This is a genomic window from Usitatibacter rugosus (genome assembly GCF_013003965.1).
Taxonomy (GTDB): Bacteria; Pseudomonadota; Gammaproteobacteria; order Burkholderiales; family Usitatibacteraceae; genus Usitatibacter; species Usitatibacter rugosus.
This window is the reverse complement of the sequence record NZ_CP053069.1, coordinates 648,155-672,341: the sequence shown is the minus strand read 5'-3', so window position 1 is coordinate 672,341 and position 24,187 is coordinate 648,155. Positions and strand designations below refer to the sequence as shown.

Genomic DNA, 24,187 nt, shown 5'->3' with positions numbered 1-24,187 from the left:
CTCCTTATCGAAGTTTCAGCGTCGACAAACCGAAGAGGACCAGCATCATGGTGATGATCCAGAAGCGGACCACGACCTGGTTCTCCTTCCAGCCCTTCAATTCGTAGTGGTGGTGCAGCGGTGCCATTCGGAACACGCGCTTGCCCGTCAACTTGAACGAGGCCACTTGAATCATCACGGAGAGCGTCTCGACCACGAACACGCCGCCCATGATCAGCAGCACGATTTCCTGCCGGACGATGAGGGCCACGATGCCGAGCGCGGCGCCGAGCGCGAGCGCACCCACGTCGCCCATGAAGACTTCCGCCGGGTAGGCGTTGAACCAGAGGAACGCGAGGCCGGCCCCGGCGATCGCGCCGCAGAAGACCGCGAGCTCGCCCGCTCCGGAGATGAACGGGAAGCCGAGGTACTTCGAGAAGCCCGCGTGCCCCGTCACGTACGCGAAGACGGCGAGCGCCGAGGCGATCATCACCGTGGGCATGATCGCGAGGCCGTCCAAACCGTCGGTGAGGTTCACCGCGTTGGAGAAGCCCACGACCATGAAGTAGCCGAGGATCACGAAGCCGATCACGCCCAGCGGGATCGCGACCGTCTTGAAGAACGGCACGATGAGCTCCGTCTGCTGCGGCAGCTTCGCGCTGTACGCGAGGAAGCAGACCACGCCCGTGCCGATCACCGACTGCCAGAAGAACTTGGCGCGCGCCGAGAGGCCCTTGGGATTGCGGTGCACGACCTTCCGCCAGTCGTCGACCCAGCCCACGGCGCCGAAGCCGAGCGTGGTGACCAGCGCGATCCACACGTAGCGGTTCTGCAGGTCCGCCCACAGGAGCGTCGTGACGGCGACCGAGACCAGGATCAGCGCTCCGCCCATCGTGGGCGTGCCCATCTTGATCAGGTGCGTCTGCGGGCCGTCGTCGCGCACCGACTGGCCGATCTTGTAGGCCGTGAGGCGGCGGATCATCGCAGGGCCGACGATGAAGGAGATGAGCAGCGCCGTCATCGCGGCCAGCACCACGCGCAGCGTGATGTACTGGAACACGTTGAAGATGCGCTCCTTGGTGGCGAGCCACTGGAAGAGCTCAAGCAGCATGGCGCCCTCCTCCCGGTGCGAGCGTTTCGGCCACCCGCTCCATCTGCATGAAGCGCGAGCCCTTCACGAGGATCGTGGTGCCGGCCTGGTCCTCGGATCTCGCGGCGTCCATCAGCGCTTCGAGGCTGGCGAAGTGCTCGGCGCCCGGGCCGAAGGCGCGCACCGCTTCGCGGCTCGCCTCGCCGAGGGCCAGCAAGCGGTCCACGCCGCACTCCTTGGCGAAGGCCCCGACTTCGGCGTGCAGCGCGGCGTTGTCGTCGCCCAGCTCGCCCATGTCGCCCATCACGAAGACCTTGCGGCCGGGTGCGAGGGCCAGCACGCGGGCCGCGGCCTTCATCGAATCGGGATTGGCGTTGTACGTGTCGTCGATCACCGCGGCGCCCTGGCTGGAGACGCGGCGCTGTTGTCGGCCCGGCACGCCCGCGAAGCCGTTCAGGCCCTGCTGGATCGCGCGCGGCGGAATCTCGAGCGCGAAGGCCGCCGCTGCCGCAGCGACGGCGTTGCTGGCGTTGTGCTCGCCCGCCACCTGCAGCGTGACGGCGAAGGCGTCCGTCGGCGTGATCACCTGCAGCTGCGTGCCGTCGACGTGGCCGCGAACGTCGGCGGTGTCGCCCAGCCCGAAGGTCACGGTGCGCCGGTCGAGGTTGAGTGCCTTCCACGCGGTGGCGTACGGATCGTCCGCGTTGACGAGCGCCACGCCGCCGGGACGCAGGCCCGCGTAGATCTCGCCCTTGGCACGCGCGATCGCCGCGACGCTGCCCAGCAGCCCCACGTGCGCGCGGTGCGCGTTGTTCACGAGCGCCACCGTGGGCTGCGCGATGCGCGTGAGGTAGTCGATCTCGCCCGCATGGTTCATGCCCATCTCGATCACGGCGTAGCGGTGGCGGTCGCGCAGCCGCAGGAGTGTGAGCGGCATGCCGATGTCGTTGTTGTAGTTGCCGGCGGTCGCGAGCACGGGCTCGCGCGCTCCGCAGTGCTCGGCCAGGATCGCGGCGATCATCTCCTTCACCGTGGTCTTGCCGTTGCTGCCGGTGAGCGCCACCAGCGGCAGGGAGAAGCGCGAGCGCCATTCGGACGCGAGCTGTCCCAGGGCGAGGCGCGTGTCGTCCACGACGACGAGCGGCAACGGCGGGTCGGCGGCGATCTCGCGCGAGACCATCGCGGCGGCGGCGCCGCGGCCGATCGCGTCGGCGACATATTCATGGCCGTCGAACCGATCGCCCTTCAACGCCACGAAGAGGTCGCCCGTGGCGATGGTGCGGCTGTCGGTCGTGACGCCCGCGATCATGGCTTCGGGGCCGAGGTGGCGTCCGTGCAGGACGCGGGCGGCTGCGGAGAGCGTCATCATTCGTGCTCCGCGCCCGCACGCCGCGCGAGCGCCGCGCGCGCAACCTCGACATCGCTGAACGGATGGCGCACGCCCGCGATCTCCTGGTAGGTCTCGTGGCCCTTGCCCGCGAGCAGCACGACATCGCCCGGGTTCGCGTGGTGCACGGCGGCGAAGATCGCGACCTGGCGGTCCTCGATCGCTTCCGCCTTGCCTTGCGGAATGCCTGACATCACCTGCGCGATGATCGCGGCGGGATCTTCCCCGCGCGGGTTGTCGCTGGTGACGATCACTTGGTCGGCGAGACGCGCCGCGCCCTCGCCCATCATCGGGCGCTTGCCGGGATCGCGGTCGCCGCCGCAGCCGAAGACGCAGATGAGGCGATGTCCCGCGGCCACCGCCGGACGCAGCGCGGCAAGCGCCTTCTCGAGCGCATCGGGCGTGTGGGCGTAATCGACGACGACCAGCGGATCCGCACCGCCGCCGAGGCGTTCGAGCCTTCCGGTGACCGGCTGCAGGCCCGAGACAGCGCGCACGGCGTCCTCGAGCGGAATGTTGGCGGAGAGCAGCGAACCCAGCACCGCGAGCAGGTTGGAGACGTTGAAGGCTCCGAGCACCCGGGCCGCGACCACGGCGTTGCCCCAGTCGCCCTCGAGCTGGAAGCGCACGCCCGCTTCCGAAAGGCCGATCTTCGAGGCGCGCAGGTTGCCGCTGGCGCCCGTGCCGTAGGTGACGAGCGGGATCGGGCTCGCGGCCAGGCGCTTGGCGAAGCGCACGCCCCAGTCGTCGTCGATGTTCACGATCGCGGCCTTGATCCCGCGCGAGCCGAACAACTTGTACTTCGCCTCGGCATACGCCTCGAGCGTGCCGTGATAGTCGAGGTGGTCGCGCGTGAGGTTGGTGAACACGGCGACGTCGTACTTGATGCCCGTCGTGCGGTCCTGGTCCAGTCCGTGGGAAGAGACTTCCATCGCCGCGGCGCGGGCGCCGCGCTTCAGGTATTCCGCGAGCAGGCGCTGCAGCACGATCGCATCGGGCGTGGTGTTCTTCGCTTCCGAGAGCTCGCCCACCAGGCCGTTGCCCAGGGTGCCCAGCACCGCGGAGCGCCGTCCGAGCGAATCCATCGCCTGCGCGACCCATTGCGCGACCGACGTCTTGCCGTTGGTGCCGGTCACGCCCGTCATCCAGAGCGAGTCCGACGGATTTCCGTAGACGTGGCCCGCGATCTGCGAGACGCGCGCGCGCAGGCCCTCGATGCCGACGTTGGGCGCGTTCCAGCGCTCGTCCCATTCGAAGCCGTCGCCGCTTTCCCACAGCACGGCGGCGGCACCGCGCGTGATTGCATCGACGATGAAGGCGCGCCCGTCGCGGGCGGTGCCCGGATAGGCGACGAAGATCGAGCCGCGCTTCACGGAGCGCGAGTCGGCGGTGAGGTCGGCCAACGGCACGCCGAGCTGCGCGAGGTGGTCGAGCAAGGTGGCGGTGGCCACGTCGAACTCCGCGGCGGCGATCATCCCTCGACTCCCTTGGCGGGCGTGAGCGCGGGCGACGGATCGACCTTCACGTTGAGCGTGGCGGGCGCATCGGGCGGCACCGACAGCATGCGAAGCGCGCTGCCCATCACCGAGCTGAAGACCGGCGCGCCGACGTCGCCGCCGTAGTACTTGGCGAGGCCGGGCTCGTCGATCATCACCGCGACGATGAAGCGCGGGTTCGTCACCGGGCCGAAGCCGACGAACGAGGACACGTACTTGTGCTCGGCGTAGCCGCCGTTCTCCGGCTTGTGGGCCGTGCCGGTCTTGCCGGCGACGCGGTAGCCCGGCACCTGCGCGCGCGGCGCGGTGCCGCCCGGCATCACGGCGAGCTCCATCATCGCCGTCACCTCGCCCGCGGTGTCGCGCGAGATGAGTGGCCGGCCGAGGGGCTTGTCCTCGCGCTTCACGAGCGACAACGGCAAAAGCTGGCCCTCGTTGGTGAAGATCGTGTACGCGCGCGCGATCTGCAGCACGGAGACGCCGATGCCGTGGCCGTACGACATGGTCGCCATCTCGATCGGCTTCCACGTGGCCCACGGACGCATCAGGCCCTTGGCCTCGCCAGGAAAGCCGGTGGCCGGCACCGAGCCGAAGCCGAGCTCCTTGTAGAAGGTGCCCATGCGCTCCGGCGGCATCTGCAGCTGGATCTTCGCGGTGCCGATGTTCGAGGACTTCTGGATCACCTGCGCCACGGTGAGCGTGCCGTTGGCGTGCGTGTCGTTGATGGTCCATCCGGCGAGCTGCATCTGGCCCGCGCCGGTCTGCACGAGCGTGGTCGGCTTCACGACGCCCGTCTCCAGCGCCTCGGCCACGGTGAACGGCTTCATCGTCGAGCCGGGCTCGTAGACATCGGTCACCGAGCGGTTGCGCGTCTGCTTGCCGGTGACGGCGGTGCGGTTGTTCGGGTTGTAGTCGGGCTGGTTCACGAGCGCCAGCACCTCGCCCGTCTTCGCGTCGAGGATCACGATCGAGCCGCCCTTCGCGCGGTTCGCCTCGACGGCGGCCTTCAGCTCCCGGTGCGCGAGGAACTGCAGCCGCTGGTCGATGGAGAGCGTGATCGCCTCGCCGTCCTTCGGTGCGCGCTGGCTGCCGACGTCCTCGACGATGCGGCCCTTGCGGTCCTTGATGACCTTGCGCGATCCCGGAACGCCGGCGAGCCGCTTCTGCTGGGCGAGCTCGATGCCCTCCTGGCCGTTGTCGTCGATGCCGGTGAACCCCACCACGTGAGCCATCACTTCGCCTGCGGGGTAGTAGCGGCGGTATTCGCGTTGCTGGAAGACCCCGGGCACTCCCAGCTCCATCACTCTCACTGCCTGTTCGGGCGAGATCTGGCGCTTGAGGAAGACGAACTGGCGATCCTTGTTGGCAAATTTCTGGCGAAGCTCCGCGGCGTCCACGCCCAGCGTGTCGGCGAGGCGCGCGAGCTTCTTCTCGTCCACCTCGACGTCGTCGGGGCTGGCGTAGATCGACTCGACGGCGGTGGAGATCGCGAGCGGCTGGCCGTTGCGGTCGCGCACCTGGCCGCGGGAAGCCGGCATCTCCAGCACGCGGCCGTAGCGCGCTTCGCCCTTGGCCTGGAGGAAGCCGGTGTTCATGCCCTGCAAATAGAATGCGCGGCCGCCGAGCACGGCGAAGCCGAGCGCGACCAGGCCGAGGACGACGCGCGAGCGCCAGCCCTCGAGCTTGAGGCGAAGCTGCGGCGTGCGCTTCTCGAATCTCATTTCTTTTGACCGTCCCCGGAGGAGGCCCGAGCGTCCACGGAGGAGGCCACGGTGATCACGGTGGTGCTCGCCGCGTCCGGCAGCTTCATGCCGAGCGATTTCGCGGCGACCGCCTCGACGCGCTTGTGCGTGCCCCACGTCCCCTGCTCGAGCTGGAGCTGCGTGTATTCCTCGGCGAGCTTCTTCGTCGCCGCCTGCTCGCTCTCCAGCGCGATGAACGCGCGGCGCGCGTGGTGCTGCGCGGCGATCATTCCGATCGCGCAGGCGACGAGCACGGCCAGCAGGACGAAGTTGAGGCGCGCCATGTCAGTTCTTCTCGGCCACCCGCAGCACGGCGCTGCGCGAACGGGGGTTGCGCGCGACCTCGGCGTCGGAAGGCTTCACGGCCTTGCCCACGAGCGAGAGGGGCGCGGGCGGAATGTCCTTCTCGCGGATCGGGACGTTCTTCGGCAGCTTGTCGGCCGTCGACTGCTCGCGCATGAAATTCTTGACGATGCGGTCCTCGAGCGAGTGGAAGCTGATCACCGCGAGACGGCCTTCCGGCTCCAGCACCTCCACCGCCTGCGGCAGCGTTACCTCCAGCTCTTCAAGCTCCCGATTGATGTAAATCCGAAGAGCTTGAAACGTGCGGGTCGCCGGGTTCTGCCCCGGCTCGCGTGTCCGGACCGCGCGACCCACGACCTCGGCAAGCTGGCGGGTTGTTTCGATCGGGGCGAGCTCCCGTGCCGCAACAATCGCTCCTGCAACCTGTTTAGCAAACCGTTCTTCCCCATAGCGCCAGATGACCTCCCTGATTTCTTGTTCTTCGGCGCGCGCGATCCACTCGGCGGCTGTCTCGCCGCTCGTCGTGTCCATGCGCATGTCCAGCGGGCCGTCGCGCATGAAGCTGAAGCCGCGCACAGCCGTGTCGAGTTGGGGCGACGAGACGCCCAGGTCGAGCAGCACGCCCGCCACGCGGTGGATGTTCCTCGCGGCGAGCGCGGCTTTCATCGTGGAGAACCTCGCGTGGATCAGCTCAAGACGCGGATCTTCGAGCGCGCGATGCGAATGCGCCTCGGGGTCCTGATCAAGAGCGAAAAGTCTTCCGCGAAGACCGAGACGGGCGAGGATGGCCGCGCTGTGCCCGCCGCGGCCAAAGGTGCCATCGACGTAGACACCGTCTTCACGGATTCGGAGACCGGCAACAGCTTCTTCGACAAGGACCGGGACATGGGCGACCTCACTCACGGGTGGTTGGGACGGGGACATCGGGAACGGCTTCGCTTTCTTCTTCTGGAAGCGGCGGGAGCACCGATGTCTCGCGCCGCGTCACAGGGAGAAGTTCTCCATTCCCGGCGGCAACTGCGGATTGCCGCCGGATCGCAACCTCTCGAGCTGTTCGTTCCAGCCCTCGAGGTCCCAGATCTCGAAGTGCGTCCCCTGGCCGACGCACATCACGCGCTTGTCGATGCGCGCGTACGTCCGCAATTCCGGGGAGATCAACAGCCGGCCTGCTCCGTCCAGCGACAGGTCTTCGGCGAAACCGATGAGGAGGCGCTTCCACAAGCTGGCCTGCTGGTTGGTGCTGGGGAAGGCCATCACTTGCGTGCGCACCGGCTCCCAGGCCGGCGTGGGGTAGAGGAGCAGGCAGCCGTCCGGATGCGCCGTGAGCACGACGCCCACGGTGCCGCCCTGGGTAAGCGGATCGCGCAAGCGCGTCGGGACCGCCATGCGGCCTTTCGCGTCGAGGTTGATCTGCGAGGCTCCCTGAAACACCGTGCTCCCCCGTTTCGAGGCTCGAGGTACCGGCTAAGTAACCGATTTTCCATCGAATCCCAATTTTTCCCACTTATCCACACTCTACGGGCCTCATTTGGGGGAGTCAAGGGGCAGATTTGCAGTTTTTGCTTGTGCGACAATGGCTTAGCGAAGGTTCCTGCGCCGCCGCTCAGGAAAGTGATTTCCTGTTAATTCAATGAGATAGAAATCGATGTGAAAGTCGATTGTCAGGATTGGGGGTAACCATGCTGCGCCGCACCATCGCCGCGCTCGCCCTGGCGCTCTGCCAGGCCGCTCTGGCCCAACCAGCCGGGGGAAATCCGGATCCGAAGCACGCGCTCGAGGGCGAGGCGCTCGTAAAAGCGCTGCGCGCGGGCGGCTACACGCTCTACTTCCGCCATGCCGAGCGCGACCGCACCGGCGTTCCCGGCCCGCGCATGCTGTGCCTCGTCGGGAGCGGCAAGGCCCAGGCGCGATCGATCGGCGAATCGATGAAGGCACTCGGCATCCCCATTGGCGAGGCGCTCGCGAGCCCGATGTGCCGGACGATGGAGACCGCGGAGGGAATCGCCGGCCGCGCACCCACGCCCGAAGAATCCATACGCGACCCCAAGGCCGGCAATCTCGAGGGCGACTTCACGAAGATCGGGAGGCTGATGGCGGCACCGCCGGCCGCGGGCACGAACCGCATCGTGGTCGGGCACTTCAACGCCTGGGACGTGCTCTTCGGCGCGCCCGTGTTGCAGGAGGCCGAAGGCGCGGTGTTGAAGCCCGAAGGCGGCAAGCTGTTCGTGGTCGCGCGCCTGCGCGCGGAGGACTGGAAGGCGCTTGCGAATCCCGCCAACCGCCCGCCAATCGAACAACGCACATCGCTGCCCGACCCGGACCTCAAGCTTTCGGGCGGCGCGCTCGCCGATGCGCTGAAGGCCGGCGGCTTCACGATCTTCTTCCGCCACTCCATCACCGACCACTCGCAGAAGGATCGCCCGCCGTTCGTCGCGAAGGACTGCGCCACGCAGCGCAACCTCAGCGCCGAGGGACGCGAGGCGGCGCGGAAGATCGGCGAGGTGTTCAAGACCCTCAAGCTCCCCGTCACCGAGGTGCTCTCGAGTCCCTACTGCCGCACGATGCAAACCGCGCGGCTCATCACCGGCGAGGCTCGTGAGGACGACGCGGTGCGCGGCCGGGCGCCGGTCGCGGGCGGACGCGCCGACTACTCACGGCTCGAGGCGTTGCTCGCCACCCCGGTGAAGACAGGCCTGCGCGTGATCGTGAGCCACGGCAACGGGCTCATGGATACGGCGGGGTTACCCGAGCCGGAAGAAGGCGAAGCCACGGTGATTCGTGCGGTGGAGGGCGGCGGCTGGATCATCGTCGCGCGCCTCAAGATAGACGACTGGGCCGCGCTGGTCGCGGCGCCAAACCCCGCGCCGAATCCGAATGCGAAGCCGTAATGCGTCGGGGAACTAGCGGAAGTACGCGGACAAGCTAGCGGAGGTATCCGGCGTTGACGACGCCGGCGACGTGCTCGAACTGCTGCGACTTGCGGATCGACGGGCGATAGCTGCCCCACGTGCTGGCGGAGGCCTGCGGCAAGGAGGGCGTCGCGCCGTAAATCGGATTGCCGTTGTTCGAAGACGCCGAGGCGGGCTCGAAGGCTTGCGGCGCGCGCGTCGCGAGCACCCCGTCGACGACCACCGCCGAACCATCGTCGCGTTGCAGCTTGCCGCCGAGCAACGCGGCCTGGATGTCGTGGGCGCTCGCTTCGCGAATCCCGCTGCCCTGGATCTTGGCTTGCGCCTTCTGCAGCGTGCTGTGCACCTCGCTCCAGCTCATGCCGCCTTCGGGAACACCGAACGCGACCAGCGACGGATTGCCGTTCGCATCGGTGCCGCGCAGCGCGACGACCTTGCCGCTATGGAGCGATTTCGCGAGCTTCACCGCGTTCTCCGCCGATCCGGCCACGGCGGCGAACGAAGCGGCGATCTGCTCGGCTTCGCCCTCGGCACGAGCGTGCGGAGCGACCATGAAGACAGCGGCGACGAGGGGGAAGGCGAGGAGGATTCGTTTCATGACTGCAGCGTAGGACGGCGCGAGGCGAGGAACACTCGGATGCCGCCGTTTCACGCGTAGGTGCACGCCGCTTCGGCGGCCGTGCCAAGCCCTACAAACGAATCAACCGGAAAGGTGAAGGGAAAAGTGAAGCAGGCCGGTAAGCGGGATTCTGTTACGGCCCTTGCGGGCTATGACGATCATTCCTCTAAGGCCCTGCGTTGCCGCAGGGCTCAAGCCACCTACCCGCAGGCTCCGTGGGCCACATCAACGCCTGCCTATTTGGTGTTGCACCGCGTAGAGATTGCCCGTTTCACCCCAACCAACTTGCGTCAGCTGGACTCGTCTCTGTTGCTCTAATCCTCGCCTCACGGCGGACGGGAGTTACCCGCTACGCTGCCCGATGGTGTCCCGACTTTCCTCTGCGCATCCCCGAAGGGTCACGCAGCGACCGCCTGGCCTGCTTCACACCGACAGTTTACGCGGTACCGCGCGCAAAGCCTCGTTGAAGGCTCGAGCACGTTCACGCACCGCTTCGGGCGTGGATCCGGGCTTGTAGATCGCGGAGCCGATGCCGAAGCCCACCGCGCCCGCGGCGAGCCACGGGCCGAGGTTGTCGGGCCGCACGCCGCCCACCGGCAGGACGCCAGTGCCGGGAGGAAGCACGGCGCGCATCGCCTGCAAGACGCCGGGCGACGACGCTTCCGCGGGAAAGAGCTTCAGCGCATCGGCGCCCGCCGCGAGCATCGCGAACGCCTCGCTCGGCGTGAGGAAGCCGGGCATGGCGATCATTCCAGCGGCTTTCGACGCGCGCACGACCTCGGCGTCGGCGTTGGGCATCACTGCGATGCGCGCTCCGGCGCGCGCCACGGCATCGGCGGACGCGGCGTCGAGCACGGTGCCCGCGCCCACGAGCGCGCGACCTCCGAATCGCTTCGCGAGCCGCTCGATGCTGTCGAGGGGCTGCGGCGAGTTGAGCGGGACTTCGAGGATCTCGACGCCCTCGGCCAGCAGCGCCTCGGCGATCGACTCGACCTCGTCCGGCCGCACGCCGCGCAGGATCGCCACGAAGGGATTGCGGGCCAGGCGCTCGCCGAGATCATTCATGCCGCCGCCCTCGTGCCGAGCGAACGCGCGAGGCGTTGCAAGCCCATCGCGGCCACGTCGGCGTCGAGTGGACGCGCCTTGCGGCCGGAGAGGTCCAGCGCTTTCAGGTAGGCGTCGCGCAATGCCGGCTCGGCCGCGACGTACACGGCCGGCTCGGCGGGAAGCTGCGAGACCTCGTGGCCGATCAGCAGGCCCGAGAGATAGCCCGCGACCGACTCGGGCGCGAGCTCGCCCACGAGCGCACGCGTGCGCGCCCCGAAGAGCTGGTGCGGAAGAACCCCGCCGCGGCTCGCGCGGCCGACGCCCGCCTCGAAGGCAGCCTCGTCGATGTCGCGTCCGTTCGCGAGGCGTCCGAGGATGCTGTGCTCCATCAGCAGCGCGAAGCACTCGCCGGTCATGTAGGTCTCGAAGCGCTCGACGCAGTCGCCCTCGAGCAGCACGTGCTTGCTGTGCGTGCCCGGGAGGCAGAGCGTCGCTCCGCCCGGGGGCAGCAGCGCCATCGCGCCCAGCGCCTGGCTCTCTTCTCCGCGAAGCAGGTCGGGAACGCCTTCGCGATCCTGGCACCGCAGGCCGGGGACGATGAACGCGCGGCCGCGGGCCCACGTGATCTCGCGGATGCCCGCGGCGATGTCGTCGAGCGACGCGGGGCACGACACGTAGGGCACCTCGAGCCAGCCCTGGCGGCCCCCGACCATCCCGCACAGGAAGAGCGGTCCATCGCCTTCCGCGCACCATGCGCCGACCATCGACTCGAGGATCGGCGCGAACTCGTCGCGCGACACCGCCATGACGCCCGCATCGAGCGCGCGGCGCTCGCGCACGCGGCCGTCCTCCGCGAGGCGCCAGGCCCGCACGCGCGACGTGCCCCAGTCGACGGCGATCATGCGGCGTCGATCCGGCCGCTGGCGGGATCGATGGCGTAGATGCGCGAGAAGTCGACGGCGAACGCGAGCGGCTCGCCCACGGCGATGCGGCGTTCTGGCCGGGAGCGCGCGACCACGTCCGCGCCGCCCACGGGGAAATGCACCAGCGTATCCGCCCCGGTCGGCTCGACCACGTCGGGCAGCGCGGAGAGCAGCGCCGACTCCGGGCCGGCCTGCTCCATGAAATGCTCGGGACGGATGCCCAGCTCAACGGGGCCGCCGGCGAACATCGCGAAGCGCGCGCGGTGCGCGTTCGGAATCCGCCACGGTGCGGTGCCGGGAATGGCGAGCGTGAGGTCGCCCACGCTGTTGCTGCCGACCGCGGCCGGCACGAAGTTCATGCGCGGCGCCCCGATGAAGCCGGCGACGAACCGCGTCTTTGGCCGCTCGTAGACCTCCATGGGCGTACCGACCTGCACGATCTCGCCGCGGTCCATCACGACGATGCGGTCGGCGAGCGTCATCGCCTCGATCTGGTCGTGCGTCACGTAGACCACCGTCGTCTTCAGCAGCCGGTGGAGCTTCTTGATCTCCATGCGCATCTGCGTGCGCAGCGCCGCGTCCAGGTTCGACAGCGGCTCGTCGAACAGGAACACCTCGGGGCGGCGAACGATCGCCCGTCCCATCGCCACGCGCTGTCGCTGGCCACCCGAGAGCGCCTTGGGCTTCCTCTCCAGCAACTCGCCGATGCCCAGCAGCTCCGCGGTCTTGCGCACCGTCTCCCGGATGTCCCCTTTCGACGTTCCGTCCTGCTCGAGCGCGAAGCCCATGTTCCGTTCGACGGTCATGTGCGGATAGAGCGCGTAGCTCTGGAACACCATCGCGATGTTGCGCTCGCGCGGCGTGAGGTCGTTCACGACGCGGTCGCCGAAGCGTACCTCGCCGCTCGTGGATTCCTCGAGGCCCGCGATGATGCGCAGCGTGGTGCTCTTGCCGCAGCCCGAAGGGCCGACGAGCACCACGAACTCGCCATCGGCGATCTCGAGGTTCACGTCGCGTACCGCCTCGACGTTGTCGAAGCGCTTGCCGAGCCCGTGCAGCGAGACGCGTGCCATCGCTAGGCCACCAGCTTGTGCTTCGCGTTCATCATCGGCGCGAGGTCGGCCAGGATCGCGCCCAGCTCCGCCTGCGCTCCGGCATCGAGGACGCGCCCGCCGGACTGGCGGTGGTACGCGCTCTTGATCACGCCGCGGCGGCGCAGGACTTCCTTGTAGACCGCCACGCCGTAGCTCGTCTCGAAGAGCAGCAGCGGCAGGAGCTTGCGGTACGTCTCGCGCGCTTCGGGGCTGCCGGCCTCGAGCTCGGCCCAGAGCTTGGCGTGCAGGTCCGCCACTTCGCACGCGGGCATCGTGCCGCACACGCCGCGGCGGTATTCGTCGAGCAGGTGACGCCCCGCCTTGCCGCCCATCACGCCTTTCAAGTTGTCTCCGGCGAGCTCGCGCAGCTGCGTGACCATCGGTCCCGGGAAGTCCGTCTCTTCCTTCACGTACTTCACGGTCGGGAGGTCGCGCACCAGCCCTGTCATGAATGGTGCCGAGAGCGGCGTGCCGCCCGGGCCCTGGTAGTTCTGGATGCACACCGGCAGCTTCGTCGCCTCGCCGATCGCCGTGTAGAACGCGCGGATCTCGTTGTCGGAAGCGCGCTGGATGAAGGGCGGCATCGCCATCACCATGTCCGCCCCGCTCTGCTCCGCGTGCTTCGCCCACTCGACCGCGAGCGGCGCGCACGACGCCGTGATGCCCGCGACATAGGGCACGCGGCCGGCGGTCTGCTTCGCCGTGACTTCCACCACCTGGCGGCGCTCGGCGTCCGAGAGATACGGAGCCTCGCTCGCATTCGCCGGGCCGACCACGCCATGCGAGCCGCAGTCGATGCTGAAGTCGACCACGCGCTTCAGGCCCTCGAGGTCGAGGTTGCCGCGGTCGTCGAAGGGCGTGGGCAGGATCACGTACACGCCCCGGAAGAAGGGTTGGGCCATTTGCGGTTCCTATTTCTCGCCGCTGGGCTTGGCGTTGCGCTTTTCCCAGCCTTCGGCGAAGAGGTTCATGAAGAAATGCTCGGAATACGGGTGCTTCTCGAAGAGGGCCTCGTTCACCTCGATGCCGAGGCCGGGGCGGTCGGACACAGTGAAGTAGCCATCCTTCACCTCCGGCACGCCCACGAAGAGGTCGCGCGCCCAGGGAACGTGGAAGTCATCGAACGTCTCCTGGATGTACGCGTTGCGGGTCGCCGTCATGAAGTGCACGTTCACCGCCGTGCTGATCGGGCAGCGCGCGTTGTGGGGTGCGAGCGAGGCGCCGTGCGCGTCGGCAATGCCCGCCACGTCGCGCAGCCGCGAGATGCCGCCCAGCTCCACGTACTCGGGCTGCACGATGTCGAACAGGCCGCCCGCGCAGAGGTCGTCGAACTGTCGCGGCGTGCAGAAGCGCTCGCCCGCCATGATGCGGATCGGGCTCGACGCCGCGACCTGCCGCAGCGCGTCGATGTCTTCCGACCACACGGCGGCCTCGAGTCCGAGCGGGGAATACGGCTGCAGCTCGCCCGCGAGGCGAATCGCCTCGGGCACGGTGAAGCGGTCGTGCGCCTCGATGATGAGGTCGACGTCCTCGCCCACGCGGTCGCGCACGGCCTCGACGAGATCGAGGCTCAGGCTTCGCTCGCGGTTGCTCATGAAGCGGTAGTTCGCGCCGAACGGATCGAACTTGAGCGCGGTATAGCCGCGCTCGACGACGGCCGCGGCACCGTCGGCGAAGGCCTCCGGCGTCCGTCCGCCCGTGTACCAGCCGTTCGCGTAAGCACGGAGCTTCTCGTGCACGCGCCCGCCGAGCAGTTGATAGAGCGGCAGCTTCGACGACTTGCCGAGGATGTCCCAGCACGCCGTGGTAATGCCGCCCAGTGCGGACAGGAGAATCCCGTTCGCCGTGAGATAGAGCGCCTTGTGGACGCGGTCGTACAGCGCCTCGATCGCGAGCGCGTCCTGGCCGACGCAGAGGCGCTTGATCTCGCGCACCGCCGCGGTGACCGGCTGCGTGGAGAGCCGGTGGTGGCATCGCCCCACCCGACGAGGCCCGAATCCGTGGTGACCTTCACGAGCACCCAGTTCTTCCACGGGTTGCCCACGACGAACGCTTCGACATTGGTGATCTTCACATCAACCCTTCACGGCCCCGCCGGTGAGGCCCTGGATGAATTGGCGCTGCAGCAGCGCGAAGGCGAGGACGACCGGGATCGTCGAGCCGATGGTGGCGGCCATGAGCGGGCCCCATTCGATGCCCAGCTCGGTGACGAACGAGTACAGGCCCACCTGCAGGAGCCGGTTCTCGTCCTTCAACGTGAGGCTGAAGGCGAGCAGGAAGTCGTTCCAGATCGTCACGAACACCAGTACGCTCGCGGCCGCGAGGCCGGGGCGCAGCAACGGCAGCACGACGACGTAGAACGCCTTCAGGCGCGAGCAGCCGTCGACCAGCGCCGACTCCTCGAGCTCGTAGGGCACGGTCTCGATGAAGCCGCGCAGCAGCCAGATCAGCGTGGGCACGAGCCACGCGGAGTACGCGATGATCACGACGAAGAGCGTGTCGTAGACCTTGAGGTCCACGGCCAGCAGGTACAGGGGGACGATGATCGACACGCCCGGAATCATCACCGTCGACCAGATGATGAAGAGCAGCGCGTCCTTGCCGCGGAAGCGGAAGCGCGACACGGCGTAGGCCGCGTGCACCGCGAGCCCCACGCTCACCACCAGCGCGCCCGCAACCACCAGCAGGCTGTTGCCGATATAGCGCAGGAACTTGGGCGCGAAGAGGCCGCGGGTGTAATTGCTGAAGTCGAACGTCGGCGGGATCCAGCGCGGCGGCGATGCGAGCACGTCCGTCGGTCCCTTGAACGACGCCGAGAGCGCCCACAGCAACGGAAACAGCACGAAGGCGGCCGCGAGCGCCAGCACGGCGTACGTGGCGATGAGCCCCCAGCGATTGCGGCGGGCGCTAGGCACGGTCGCTCCTCAGCACGCGGATGTAGGCGATGCTGAACGCGATGTTCAGCCCGAAGATCAGCACCGCGGCGGCCGAGGCGACCTCCATGCGGTAGAATGTGAAGCCTTCCTTGAAGACGCGCAGGGCCAGCACGTCCGTCACTTCCGCGGGGCCGCCCCCGGTCATGATCAGCACCGTGGTCACCGTGTTGAACGTGTGCAGCGTCGTGAGGACGAGCGCGACCATCACGGTGTTGCGAATCAACGGCAGGGTCACGTGCAGGAAACGCCTCCAGGACGAGGCCGCGTCGATGCGCGAGGCCTCGCGCACTTCCGGCGGAATGGTCTGCAGCGCCGCGAGCGTGAACACCATCACGAGCGGATAGGAGTGCCAGGTGTTGGCGACGATGAGGCTCGCCATCGCCCACGACGTATCGGTGAGCGGTCCGGAGATCTTGATGCCGATCTGCGAGAGCGCGTGCGCCACGGGTCCCACGCGCCCGTCGTAGAGCCACATCCACAGCAGGCCCGTCACGAGCTGCGAGACGATCCAGGGAATCATCAGCACCGTGCGGAAGAAGCCGCGGTACTTGATGTCCTGGTTCAGCAGCAGGGCCAGCCCGATGCCCAGCGGCATGGTGAGCGCCAGCGTGCCGAGCACGAAGACGATCGAGCGCCCGGTGTTCGTGAGCCCGCCGCCCGTGGTGAAGAGGGCGATGTAGTTCGCGAACCCGACGAAGGCGCCGGTCTGCAGGTAGTCGGCCGCGTGGAAGCTCTGCCGCACCGCGTAGAACAGCGGGACGAACGAGACCGCGGCGACCAGCAGCAGCGACGGGTAGAAGAAGAGGTACGGCTGGAGCCGTACCCCCATGCGGCCCTTCACGGGATCAACGTCCCCCGCGTCGGTTGTACTCGGTCTCGGCCCAGGCCAGCGCTTCCTTCGGCGTCATCTTGCCGGTGAGCACCTGGCCGAACATCTTGGCCCACGTGTCGTAGAGCGCGTCGGTGTTGTCGGGGAAGTTGAACTTGAGCGGGTTCTTGCCCGCGTAGTCCACGGCCCAGCGGATCACGTCGGCCTTCGGGTCGTTGAACCACGGATCGGAGAGCGAGCTCGTGCGCACCGGAACGTAGCCCGCGGTCTTCGCGGATTCCACTTGCACGGCGGTCGAGGTCCAGTGGTCGATGAACTTCCACGCGGCCGCGGGATTCTTCGCACCCTTCGGGATCACGAGGCTCCAGCTCTGCACCAGCGCGGGCGAGGGCTTGCCCTCTTCCCAGCCGGGGTACGGCGCGAGCTTCACCTTGTCGCCGAGCTTGGAGCGCTCGCGAATGAATTCGAAGCGCTGCGAGGACTGCGGCAGGAATGCGGCCTTCTGCGCGATGAAGAGCGTCTGTGCCTGCTCGAGGCCCTGGAGTGCCACGTTCTGCGGGATCGCCTGCTTGCCGTTGGCGCTGAGATCCAGCACCCACTGCACCAGCTTCTCGGCCTGCGGCGTGTTGAACGCGGCCTTGCCGTCGTCGGTGAGCACTTTCACGCCGGAGCCGACGAGCGTGGTGAGGAACCAGCCCGCGGCAACGGACGGCGCCTCGGGGCTGAAGCCGATCGCGATGCCGGCGATGTCGGGCGTGGCGACGGCACTGGCCACCTCGCCCCACTCCTTGATCGATTGCGGCGGGCGCTTGCCCGCGGCCTTCAGCAGGTCGTCGCGGTAGCCGAGCCCCGACACGCGCATTTCCCACGGGATGCCGAACACGTTGCCCGCGCGGTCGCGCGTTTCGGGCAGCGTCACGAGGTCGCTCTTCTGCGCGGGCGTCCACGCATCCATGTAGGTCTTGAGCGGTGAAAGCGTGCCCGCCGCGATGTGCGCGGGCATCGAGGGCGAATAGAGCATCGCCACGTCCGGAACCTGGCCGGCCTTCGACGCGCGCAGCAGCGTGGGCGCCAGCTGCTGCCACGGCATCACGGTGACATTCACCTCGACGCCGGGATTCTTCGCCTTGAAGGTCTTGATGACCTGGTCCATCGCGCGCTCGCGCACGTTGGCCTCGCCGGGACCGACGAAGGTCCACAGCTCGATCTTCTGGGCGTGGGCGGTGGCGGCGACGGCGAGCGCGGCCGTGGCCAGGAGGGCCTGGATCGTGCGGAAAGACATCTCGATCTCCTCGTGAGTAGCCCGGCGCCGCCACGGGTTGACGTGCTGCCGGTGGTTCCATATCATGGAACTCGTTTTCGTTTTTCTTAGTATTGGCGCGGCGCCTGCCGCATGTCAACGGTTCGGGGTGTATCGATGCCATCGCGTATCGCAACGAAAAACACCAAGCCCACCGGCACCGGTGCGCTCGACAAGGGGTTGAACCTCCTCGCGCTCGTTTGCGATTCGCCGCAGCCGCAACGGTTCACCGACCTGCTGAAGGAAACGAAGCTGCCGAAGGCCACGCTGCACCGGCTGCTCGGCGCATTGGTCGCGCACAAGCTGCTGGCGGTCGACGATCGCGACGGGACTTACCGCGTCGGCCTGCGCGCGCTCGAGATGGCGCAGAAGTCGTGGGAGGGCCTCGACATCCGCGGCGCGGCGGCCGACGAGATCCTGTGGCTGGGAGACGAGACGGGCGAGACGGTCCACCTCGCGGTCATCGACGACATCGAAGTCGTCTACATCGACAAGGTCGAGAGCCGGCAGCGCATCCGCATGTTCTCGGCGATCGGCAAGCGCGGCCCGCTGCATTGCACCGGGGTCGGCAAGGCGATGCTCGCGTTCGTGGATGAGGCCGCGCGCGGCCCGCTGATCGACCGCCTGCCGCTGAAGCGCTTCACGCAGCACACCTTCGCCGCCAAGACGGCGCTCGTGAAGCACCTGGCCGAGATCCGCCGCGTGGGCTATGCCAAGGATCTCGAGGAGCATGAGCTGGGCATCCGCTGCGCGGCGGCTCCGATCTTCGACTACCGCGGCCGCGTCGTGGCGAGCGTGAGCGTTACGGCGCCGTCGTTTCGCCTCACGCTCGAGCACCTGGAGAAGATCGCCCCGGCGGTCGTGACCGCCGCGCGCAACATCACGCGCAAGCTCGGCGGCCGCGCCTGATCAGGGCCGCGGCCTCGACCCGCGGAACTGGTCCTTGTCGTCGTAGTACACCTCGGTCTCCGTGCCCGGGTGCCAGCCCGGGATTCCGAGCACCGGCATCGGCGCCATCGCCTTGGGCGAGGTGAAGTTCGCGCGAGTCGCGAAATGCGCGGCGAGGGCCTCGTCCGCATCGAACGATTCCGCGAGCGGGACGAAGACCGTCTTCGCGACGATGCCCAGGTGCGGATCGAGCATCTTCTCGAAAAGGTTGTGGCCGAAGGCGACGAAGCGCGTCGTCTTCGCGAGGCCCACGCGTTCGCCCCAGAAGAGCTCCTTCCACGCGAAGCCGCGGATGCGCTCGAAGACGCGTGCGTCACTCGAGGCCACGATCACGCCGCCTTCGTCGAAAAGGGTCAGCGCATCGCGCTCGGGGCTCCTGCGCTTCGCCTCCTCCTCACCGCGTTCCTCGAGGATCGCGGCGTGCTGCGCATTGATCGCGGCCTTGGACTTCGGAAAAGCGATCCACGAGAGCGCGTTGAAGAGGTCGTGCCAGTTCTCGGGCCGGGTTTCGACCTCGCCCGTGTCGGCGATGTGCAGCTCGTAGTAGCGGCGCTCGCGATCGGTGTGGCCGCGGGGCGCGATGAACTGGAGCGCCTTGCCCCGCGACGTCACGATGCCGTGCGCTAGCTCAGTGAGCTCGGCGTGCGTGGGCCAGCGGTCCGTTGGGAGGAGCGCCAGCGCGGGGGCGAGCGGCGCGAACGCGGGGTTGCGAAGCGCGGCGCGCGCTGCCGTCCACTCCATGCGAGGCGGTTCCCGGGTCGTTACGCGAGGCGCCAGCGCAGCTTCTCGCCGGCGCGCATCGGCACGATCGTCGTCGCACCGAAGGGATACTCGGCGGGCACTTCCCACTCGACGCGCTCGAGCGTCACCTTCGCGGTGTTGCGCGGCAGGCCGTAGAAGTCCGCGCCGTGGTGGCTCGCGAAGCCCTCGAGCTTGTCGAGCGCGCCGGCCGCCTCGAACGCCTCGGCGTAGAGCTCGATCGCCGTGTGCGCGCTGAAGACGCCCGCGGAGCCGCAGCAGCTCTCCTTCGCGCCCTTGGCGTGCGGCGCGGAGTCGGTGCCGAGGAAGTACTTGGGATTGCCCGACGTCGCGACCTTCACCAGCGCCCTGCGATGCGGCTCGCGCTTCAGCACCGGCAAGCAGTAGTGGTGGGGACGCAGGCCGCCGGCGAAGAGGGCGTTACGGTTGAGCAGCAGGTGCTGCGGCGTGATCGTGGCGCCGACGTTCTCCGGCGCGCGCTCGACGAACGCCGCGGCCTCGTGCGTCGTGATGTGCTCGACCACGATCTTCAGCTTGGGGAAGCGCTTCACGAGCGGGCCCAGCGTGCGCTCGACGAACACCGCCTCGCGATCGAAGACATCGACCTCGGCATCCGTCACCTCGCCGTGGACCAGCAGCGGCAGGCCGGCGCCCTGCATCGCCTCCAGCACCGCATCGCACTTGCGAAGGTCGGAGACGCCGGAGTCCGAATTCGTCGTGGCACCCGCCGGGTAGTACTTCACCGCCTTCACGAAGCCGCTCGCCTTGGCGCGCTCGATCTCGGCGGGCGGCGTGTTGTCGGTGAGGTAGAGGGTCATCAGCGGCTCGAAGCGCGCGCCCTTCGGCAGCGCAGCCAGCACGCGGCCGCGATACGCCTCCGCGAGCGCCACCGTCGTCACCGGCGGCTTCAAGTTCGGCATCACGATCGCACGCGCGAACTGCTTTGCCGTTGCCGCCACCATCGGTGCCAGCACCTCGCCGTCGCGCAGATGCACGTGCCAGTCGTCGGGGCGGGTGATCGTGATCGTTTCCATCGCCGCAATTATGGGGAAATAAATGGGGTCAGACCCCATTTATTTCTTCCCCGAGATCTCGAGGGCAAGCTCGTACATCTCCTTCTTCGGGCGGCCGCAGAGCTTGGCGGCGATCGCGGCGGCGCCCTTCACGTGCACCTCGGCGAGCAGGAGCTCGAGCACCGCGCGCGGATCGGGACCCGCGGCCGCCTCGACGGGGCGCGGCTCGATCACGAGCACGAACTCGCCGCGCACGCGATCCGGGTTGGCGCCGATCCACGCGACGGCCTCCGCGAGCGGCACGCGGGTGATGGTCTCGAAGCGCTTGGTGAGCTCGCGTGCGACGACCACGTCGCGATCGCCCAGCGACTCGTGCAGGTCGCCGAGCGTCTGCTCGATGCGATGCGGGGACTCGTAGAGCACCAGGGCCCAGGGTGACGCCGCAAGGGCCGCGAGCTTCTCGCGACGTTCCTTTCCCTTGGCGGGGAGGAACCCCGCGAAGAGCACGCCGTCGGCCTCGATGCCGCTCGCGGACAGCGCCGCGGTGAGCGCGCTGGCACCCGGAATGGGAAAGACGGGAAAGCCGGCGGCGCGAACGCGATCGACGACCAACGCGCCCGGATCGCTCACCGCGGGCGTGCCGGCATCCGAGACCAGCGCCACGCGCTTGCCTTCGCCGAGCCAGCCGACCACCTGCTCGGCCGCGCGGCGCTCGTTGTGCTCGTGCAGCGCGACCAGGCGCGTGCCGATCCCGTAGTGGGACAGCAGGCCGCGCGTGACGCGCGTGTCCTCCGCCGCGATCACATCCACGCCGTGCAGTGTCTCCAGGGCACGACGGGTCATGTCCCCGAGATTACCGATGGGAGTCGCCACCACATATAATCCCGCTGGTAACTCTTCCCGGCGTTCCTCCATGTCGCGATCCAACGCGATTCTCCTCGTTCTCTTCGCCGCCCTCGTGGGCCCGCCCGCATTCTCGGCCGACCCACCGCCGCGCACAACCACGCCGCGCTCCGAGCCCGCGCCCAAGGTCGAAGCGGCGCCGAAGCCGGTGGACGATATCGATCCCGCGACAGGTTTCGCACGCTCCACCGTCGTTCGCCCGCTGCGTGACTCTTCGGCACCGAACACGCCCGCCCCGCCCGGCTCTCCCGCGCAATTCGGCCCGCCGCCGGCCGCCACGCCCGCGCTGCCGCCGCCCTCCGCGCCGTTGATGCCGGGCATGCCGGGCACGCCGTCGTCCGCTTCGCCCAAGCCGCACATCGCGCTCATCCTTCCCATCGGATCGCCGCAGCTGGGCCGCCTCGCCGATGCCGTTCGCCAGGGTTTCGCCGCGGCCGCCGAGGCCGAGGGCAAGAACGCGCTGCCGATCGTGCTCACCAACGTCGGCGACGACGGCGCGGCGGCGATCGAGGCCTGCGCGCGTTCGCAAGCCGCCGGCGCCATCCTCGTCATCACCGGGCTCACGCGCGACGGCGCATCGGCCGTGGCGAAGAGCGAGTGCACGAGCCGCACGCCCGTGCTCACGCTGAACCAGCCCACTGAAGACACGGGCGTCCATCCGCAGCTCTACTCGATCTCGCTCTCCCTCGAGCAGGAGGCAAGGCAAGCGGCCCTGCTCGCCGTCTCCGAGGGCTGGCATTCGGCGATCCTCATCGCTTCGAAATCGGCCCTGGCCCAGCGCGTGCAAGCCGCCTTCGAGCAGGAGTGGGTGCGCGCCGCCGGTGAGGTCGCCGGCCGCGTCACGTTCAGCGGCGGTCCGGAGGATGCTCCGCTGGTGAAGGAGCGCCTCGCGCAGATGAGCCGCGGCGACATGGTCTTCCTCGCGCTCGACTCGCCCGATTCCCGCCTCGTGCGTCCGTACGTCTCGGGCATGTTGCCGGTCTATGCCACCTCGCTCAGCGTCGATCCGCGCGCCGAGGCCACTGTCAACGTGGACCTGCAGGGTGTGCGTTATGTGGACATGCCCTGGTTCGTCCAACCCGACCATCCCGCCGTCATGGTGTATCCGCAGCCGCGCACGCCCATGCCGGTGGATTTCGAGCGCCTGTACGCACTCGGCATCGATGCCTACCGCATCGCCACCGTGCTGGTGCAGGGGGATCGCTCCAAGCTCACGCTGGACGGCGTCACCGGCAAGATCACCCTCGAGGGCAACCAGTTCGCGCGCGCCCTCATCCCGGCCGAAGTCGACGGCGGGCGCGTGGTCCCGCTTCGCAACCGCTGATGCCGCGCGTGGCCACCGGCCGCCGCACGGCGCGCCAGGTGGACGGCGTCGCGGCGGAAGACCGCGCGGCGCAGCACCTCGCCGATCATGGCCTCGTCATCCTCGCCCGCAACTTCCGCACCCGCTTCGGTGAAGTGGACCTCATCGCCCGCGACGAGGGCACGCTGGTCTTCGTGGAAGTGCGCCGCCGCCTCTCGAGCGCCCGCTGGGGCGGCGCCCTCGAAAGCGTGGGCCCGCTCAAGCAACGCCGGCTCGTCGCTGCCGCGCGCATCTATCTCTCCCGCCTGCCGTCGGAACCTCCGTGCCGCTTCGATGTCGTCGCCCTCGAGGGCGAGGAATGCATCTGGGTGCGCGATGCGTTCGTGATCGCCTGATAGAATCCTCGCCCATGGATCACGTCGCAAATCTCCGCAAGCATTTCCAGGAAGGCATCGAGCTTCGTAGCCGCATGATGGAAACGCTGGCGCCGGAAGTCGCGAAGGCCGGCCTCGCGCTCGCCGCCTGCATCAAGAAGGGCGGCAAGGCGCTTGCATGCGGCAACGGCGGCTCGGCCGCGGACTCGCAGCATTTCGCCGCGGAGATGGTCGGCCGCTTCGAACGCGAGCGCCCGGGCATGCCCGCGATCGCGCTCTCGACGGATACGTCGAACCTCACGGCGATCGCCAACGACTACGGCTACGACTACGTCTTCTCGAAGAGCGTCGAGGCGCTCGGCAATCCCGGCGACGTGCTGCTCGCCATCTCCACCTCGGGCAACTCGAAGAGCGTGCTCGAGGCCGTGAAGGCCGCGCACGCGAAGAAGATGACGGTGATCGCGCTCACGGGCAAGGACGGCGGAGCGCTCGGCCGCATGCTCGCCCCGGGCGACTTCCACCTCAACGTGGCGCACCCCCGCACCATGCGCGTCCAGGAGATCCACCTCCTCGTCGTGCACTCGCTGTGCGAGGTCGTCGACAACGAACTGCATTTCGGAGGCACCTGATGCAAAAGCTCCTGCTGGCCCTCGCGCTCACCGCGTCACTCCCCCTGGTCACGGGCTGCGTTCCCGCGGCCGTCGTGGGCGCCGGCACCGTCGCGGTCATGACCGACGACCGCCGCACCACCGGCATCTACGTCGAGGACGAGAACATCGAGTGGAAGACGTACTCGCGCCTGAGCGACGTGCGCTCGCGCGGCTCCCACATCAACGCCACCAGCTACAACCGCAAGGTCCTGCTCACCGGCGAAGTCCCCACCGAGGACATCAAGAAGGAAGCCGGCGCCATCGTCGCCAAGATCGAGAGCGTGCTCGAGGTCGTGAACGAGCTGCAGGTCGCCGGCGCCTCGTCGCTCACCGCGCGCGGCAACGACGGGCTCATCACCACCAACGTGAAGACCCGCATGATCAACAACAAGAAGTTCTCGCCCAACCACGTGAAGGTCGTCACCGAGGCCAACGTGGTCTACCTGATGGGCATCGTCTCGCAGGACGAAGGCGACGCGGCCGCGGAAGTGGCGCGCACCACCTCGGGCGTGAAGAGCGTGGTCAAGGTCTTCGAGTACCGGAAGTAGAGTCGTCATTCCCGCGAAGGCGGGAATCCAGCTGG

At 68.4% G+C, this 24,187-nt stretch carries 25 protein-coding genes and 1 other RNA gene; 6 read left to right on the top strand and 20 right to left on the bottom strand.

The features are described from left to right. Nucleotides 1-4: 4 nt before the first annotated feature. Genes mraY through mraZ form a run of 7 tightly spaced genes read right to left on the bottom strand, consistent with a single transcriptional unit; the run spans nucleotide 5 to nucleotide 7,428 of the window. On the bottom strand, nucleotides 5-1,090 hold the full coding sequence (gene mraY, locus DSM104443_RS03490) for a phospho-N-acetylmuramoyl-pentapeptide-transferase (RefSeq protein ID WP_171089493.1): 1,086 nt from the start codon (nucleotides 1,088-1,090) through the stop codon (nucleotides 5-7). Next, nucleotides 1,080-2,438: a UDP-N-acetylmuramoyl-tripeptide--D-alanyl-D-alanine ligase gene (locus DSM104443_RS03485; protein ID WP_171089491.1), complete on the bottom strand. Its 1,359-nt coding sequence runs from the start codon at nucleotides 2,436-2,438 to the stop codon at nucleotides 1,080-1,082. The genes mraY and DSM104443_RS03485 overlap by 11 nt, the downstream gene beginning before the upstream one ends. Beyond that, nucleotides 2,435-3,931, bottom strand: coding sequence for a UDP-N-acetylmuramoyl-L-alanyl-D-glutamate--2,6-diaminopimelate ligase (locus tag DSM104443_RS03480; RefSeq protein WP_171089489.1), 1,497 nt, complete (start codon nucleotides 3,929-3,931; stop codon nucleotides 2,435-2,437). The genes DSM104443_RS03485 and DSM104443_RS03480 overlap by 4 nt, the downstream gene beginning before the upstream one ends. Next, complete coding sequence (locus DSM104443_RS03475) at nucleotides 3,928-5,673, bottom strand: peptidoglycan D,D-transpeptidase FtsI family protein (protein ID WP_171089487.1); 1,746 nt, start codon at nucleotides 5,671-5,673, stop codon at nucleotides 3,928-3,930. Before DSM104443_RS03475 ends, DSM104443_RS03480 begins: the two co-directional genes overlap by 4 nt. After that, entirely contained in the window at nucleotides 5,670-5,978 is a 309-nt protein-coding gene (gene ftsL / locus DSM104443_RS03470; RefSeq protein ID WP_171089485.1) for a cell division protein FtsL, read from the bottom strand. The genes DSM104443_RS03475 and ftsL overlap by 4 nt, the downstream gene beginning before the upstream one ends. A 1-nt stretch (nucleotide 5,979) precedes the next feature. Then, entirely contained in the window at nucleotides 5,980-6,921 is a 942-nt protein-coding gene (gene rsmH / locus DSM104443_RS03465; RefSeq protein ID WP_171089483.1) for a 16S rRNA (cytosine(1402)-N(4))-methyltransferase RsmH, read from the bottom strand. A 60-nt stretch (nucleotides 6,922-6,981) separates the two neighbouring features. Then, nucleotides 6,982-7,428, bottom strand: coding sequence for a division/cell wall cluster transcriptional repressor MraZ (gene mraZ / locus DSM104443_RS03460; protein WP_171089481.1), 447 nt, complete (start codon nucleotides 7,426-7,428; stop codon nucleotides 6,982-6,984). Nucleotides 7,429-7,676: 248 nt separating this feature from the next. Here mraZ and DSM104443_RS03455 point away from each other — a divergent pair, with 248 nt between their 5' ends. After that, nucleotides 7,677-8,885 carry a histidine phosphatase family protein gene (locus DSM104443_RS03455; RefSeq protein ID WP_171089479.1) on the top strand — a complete coding sequence of 403 codons (1,209 nt, stop codon included), beginning with the start codon at nucleotides 7,677-7,679 and terminating at the stop codon, nucleotides 8,883-8,885. Between the two features lie 34 nt (nucleotides 8,886-8,919). On the opposite strand, the gene DSM104443_RS03450 is transcribed toward DSM104443_RS03455, so the two are convergent. From DSM104443_RS03450 to DSM104443_RS03405, 10 genes are all read right to left on the bottom strand, one after another. Then, nucleotides 8,920-9,504, bottom strand: a complete 585-nt coding sequence (locus tag DSM104443_RS03450; protein ID WP_171089478.1) for a hypothetical protein — start codon at nucleotides 9,502-9,504, stop codon at nucleotides 8,920-8,922. 124 nt (nucleotides 9,505-9,628) lie between these two features. Continuing rightward, nucleotides 9,629-9,950: RNase P RNA component class A (gene rnpB, locus DSM104443_RS03445), an RNA gene on the bottom strand. After that, nucleotides 9,949-10,590 carry a 2-dehydro-3-deoxy-6-phosphogalactonate aldolase gene (locus DSM104443_RS03440; protein ID WP_171089475.1) on the bottom strand — a complete coding sequence of 214 codons (642 nt, stop codon included), beginning with the start codon at nucleotides 10,588-10,590 and terminating at the stop codon, nucleotides 9,949-9,951. The genes rnpB and DSM104443_RS03440 overlap by 2 nt, the downstream gene beginning before the upstream one ends. Beyond that, a complete protein-coding gene (locus DSM104443_RS03435; RefSeq protein ID WP_171089473.1) occupies nucleotides 10,587-11,474 on the bottom strand; it encodes a 2-dehydro-3-deoxygalactonokinase in 888 nt (295 codons plus the stop codon). Before DSM104443_RS03435 ends, DSM104443_RS03440 begins: the two co-directional genes overlap by 4 nt. Further along, on the bottom strand, nucleotides 11,471-12,568 hold the full coding sequence (locus DSM104443_RS03430; protein ID WP_171089471.1) for an ABC transporter ATP-binding protein: 1,098 nt from the start codon (nucleotides 12,566-12,568) through the stop codon (nucleotides 11,471-11,473). The genes DSM104443_RS03435 and DSM104443_RS03430 overlap by 4 nt, the downstream gene beginning before the upstream one ends. Before the next feature lie 2 nt (nucleotides 12,569-12,570). Continuing rightward, the gene (locus DSM104443_RS03425; protein WP_171089469.1) at nucleotides 12,571-13,491 is read right to left on the bottom strand and encodes a dihydrodipicolinate synthase family protein; all 921 of its coding nucleotides are present in this window, start codon (nucleotides 13,489-13,491) and stop codon (nucleotides 12,571-12,573) included. A 9-nt stretch (nucleotides 13,492-13,500) separates the two neighbouring features. Next, nucleotides 13,501-14,571, bottom strand: a complete 1,071-nt coding sequence (locus tag DSM104443_RS03420) for a mandelate racemase/muconate lactonizing enzyme family protein (protein ID WP_171089467.1) — start codon at nucleotides 14,569-14,571, stop codon at nucleotides 13,501-13,503. A 93-nt stretch (nucleotides 14,572-14,664) separates the two neighbouring features. Continuing rightward, complete coding sequence (locus DSM104443_RS03415; RefSeq protein WP_171089465.1) at nucleotides 14,665-15,504, bottom strand: carbohydrate ABC transporter permease; 840 nt, start codon at nucleotides 15,502-15,504, stop codon at nucleotides 14,665-14,667. After that, nucleotides 15,497-16,354 carry a carbohydrate ABC transporter permease gene (locus DSM104443_RS03410; RefSeq protein ID WP_171089463.1) on the bottom strand — a complete coding sequence of 286 codons (858 nt, stop codon included), beginning with the start codon at nucleotides 16,352-16,354 and terminating at the stop codon, nucleotides 15,497-15,499. Before DSM104443_RS03410 ends, DSM104443_RS03415 begins: the two co-directional genes overlap by 8 nt. Before the next feature lie 16 nt (nucleotides 16,355-16,370). After that, nucleotides 16,371-17,636 (bottom strand): extracellular solute-binding protein, encoded by a 1,266-nt coding sequence (locus DSM104443_RS03405; protein ID WP_171089461.1) that lies wholly within the window; start codon nucleotides 17,634-17,636, stop codon nucleotides 16,371-16,373. A gap of 135 nt (nucleotides 17,637-17,771) precedes the next feature. On the opposite strand from DSM104443_RS03405, the gene DSM104443_RS03400 reads away from it, so the two are divergent. Continuing rightward, nucleotides 17,772-18,563 (top strand): IclR family transcriptional regulator, encoded by a 792-nt coding sequence (locus tag DSM104443_RS03400; RefSeq protein WP_171089458.1) that lies wholly within the window; start codon nucleotides 17,772-17,774, stop codon nucleotides 18,561-18,563. Here the strand turns inward: DSM104443_RS03400 and DSM104443_RS03395 are convergent, their stop codons facing one another. The 3 genes from DSM104443_RS03395 to rsmI are packed head-to-tail and all read right to left on the bottom strand — an operon-like array spanning nucleotide 18,564 to nucleotide 21,217. Beyond that, entirely contained in the window at nucleotides 18,564-19,343 is a 780-nt protein-coding gene (locus DSM104443_RS03395; RefSeq protein WP_171089456.1) for a DUF3025 domain-containing protein, read from the bottom strand. Between the two features lie 20 nt (nucleotides 19,344-19,363). After that, a complete protein-coding gene (gene pyrC, locus DSM104443_RS03390) occupies nucleotides 19,364-20,395 on the bottom strand; it encodes a dihydroorotase (RefSeq protein ID WP_171089454.1) in 1,032 nt (343 codons plus the stop codon). 39 nt (nucleotides 20,396-20,434) lie between these two features. Then, the gene (gene rsmI / locus DSM104443_RS03385) at nucleotides 20,435-21,217 is read right to left on the bottom strand and encodes a 16S rRNA (cytidine(1402)-2'-O)-methyltransferase (protein WP_246232488.1); all 783 of its coding nucleotides are present in this window, start codon (nucleotides 21,215-21,217) and stop codon (nucleotides 20,435-20,437) included. A 70-nt stretch (nucleotides 21,218-21,287) separates the two neighbouring features. Between rsmI and DSM104443_RS03380 the strand changes: the two genes are divergently transcribed. From DSM104443_RS03380 to DSM104443_RS03365, 4 genes are read left to right on the top strand one after another with little or no spacing between them, the layout of a single operon-like run. Further along, the gene (locus DSM104443_RS03380) at nucleotides 21,288-22,601 is read left to right on the top strand and encodes a penicillin-binding protein activator (protein WP_171089452.1); all 1,314 of its coding nucleotides are present in this window, start codon (nucleotides 21,288-21,290) and stop codon (nucleotides 22,599-22,601) included. Next, nucleotides 22,601-22,975 (top strand): YraN family protein, encoded by a 375-nt coding sequence (locus tag DSM104443_RS03375; protein ID WP_171089450.1) that lies wholly within the window; start codon nucleotides 22,601-22,603, stop codon nucleotides 22,973-22,975. Before DSM104443_RS03380 ends, DSM104443_RS03375 begins: the two co-directional genes overlap by 1 nt. 14 nt (nucleotides 22,976-22,989) lie before the next feature. Beyond that, nucleotides 22,990-23,583 carry a phosphoheptose isomerase gene (locus tag DSM104443_RS03370; protein ID WP_171089448.1) on the top strand — a complete coding sequence of 198 codons (594 nt, stop codon included), beginning with the start codon at nucleotides 22,990-22,992 and terminating at the stop codon, nucleotides 23,581-23,583. Then, nucleotides 23,583-24,152: a BON domain-containing protein gene (locus tag DSM104443_RS03365; RefSeq protein ID WP_171089445.1), complete on the top strand. Its 570-nt coding sequence runs from the start codon at nucleotides 23,583-23,585 to the stop codon at nucleotides 24,150-24,152. Before DSM104443_RS03370 ends, DSM104443_RS03365 begins: the two co-directional genes overlap by 1 nt. The last annotated feature ends 35 nt before the right edge of the window (nucleotides 24,153-24,187 follow it).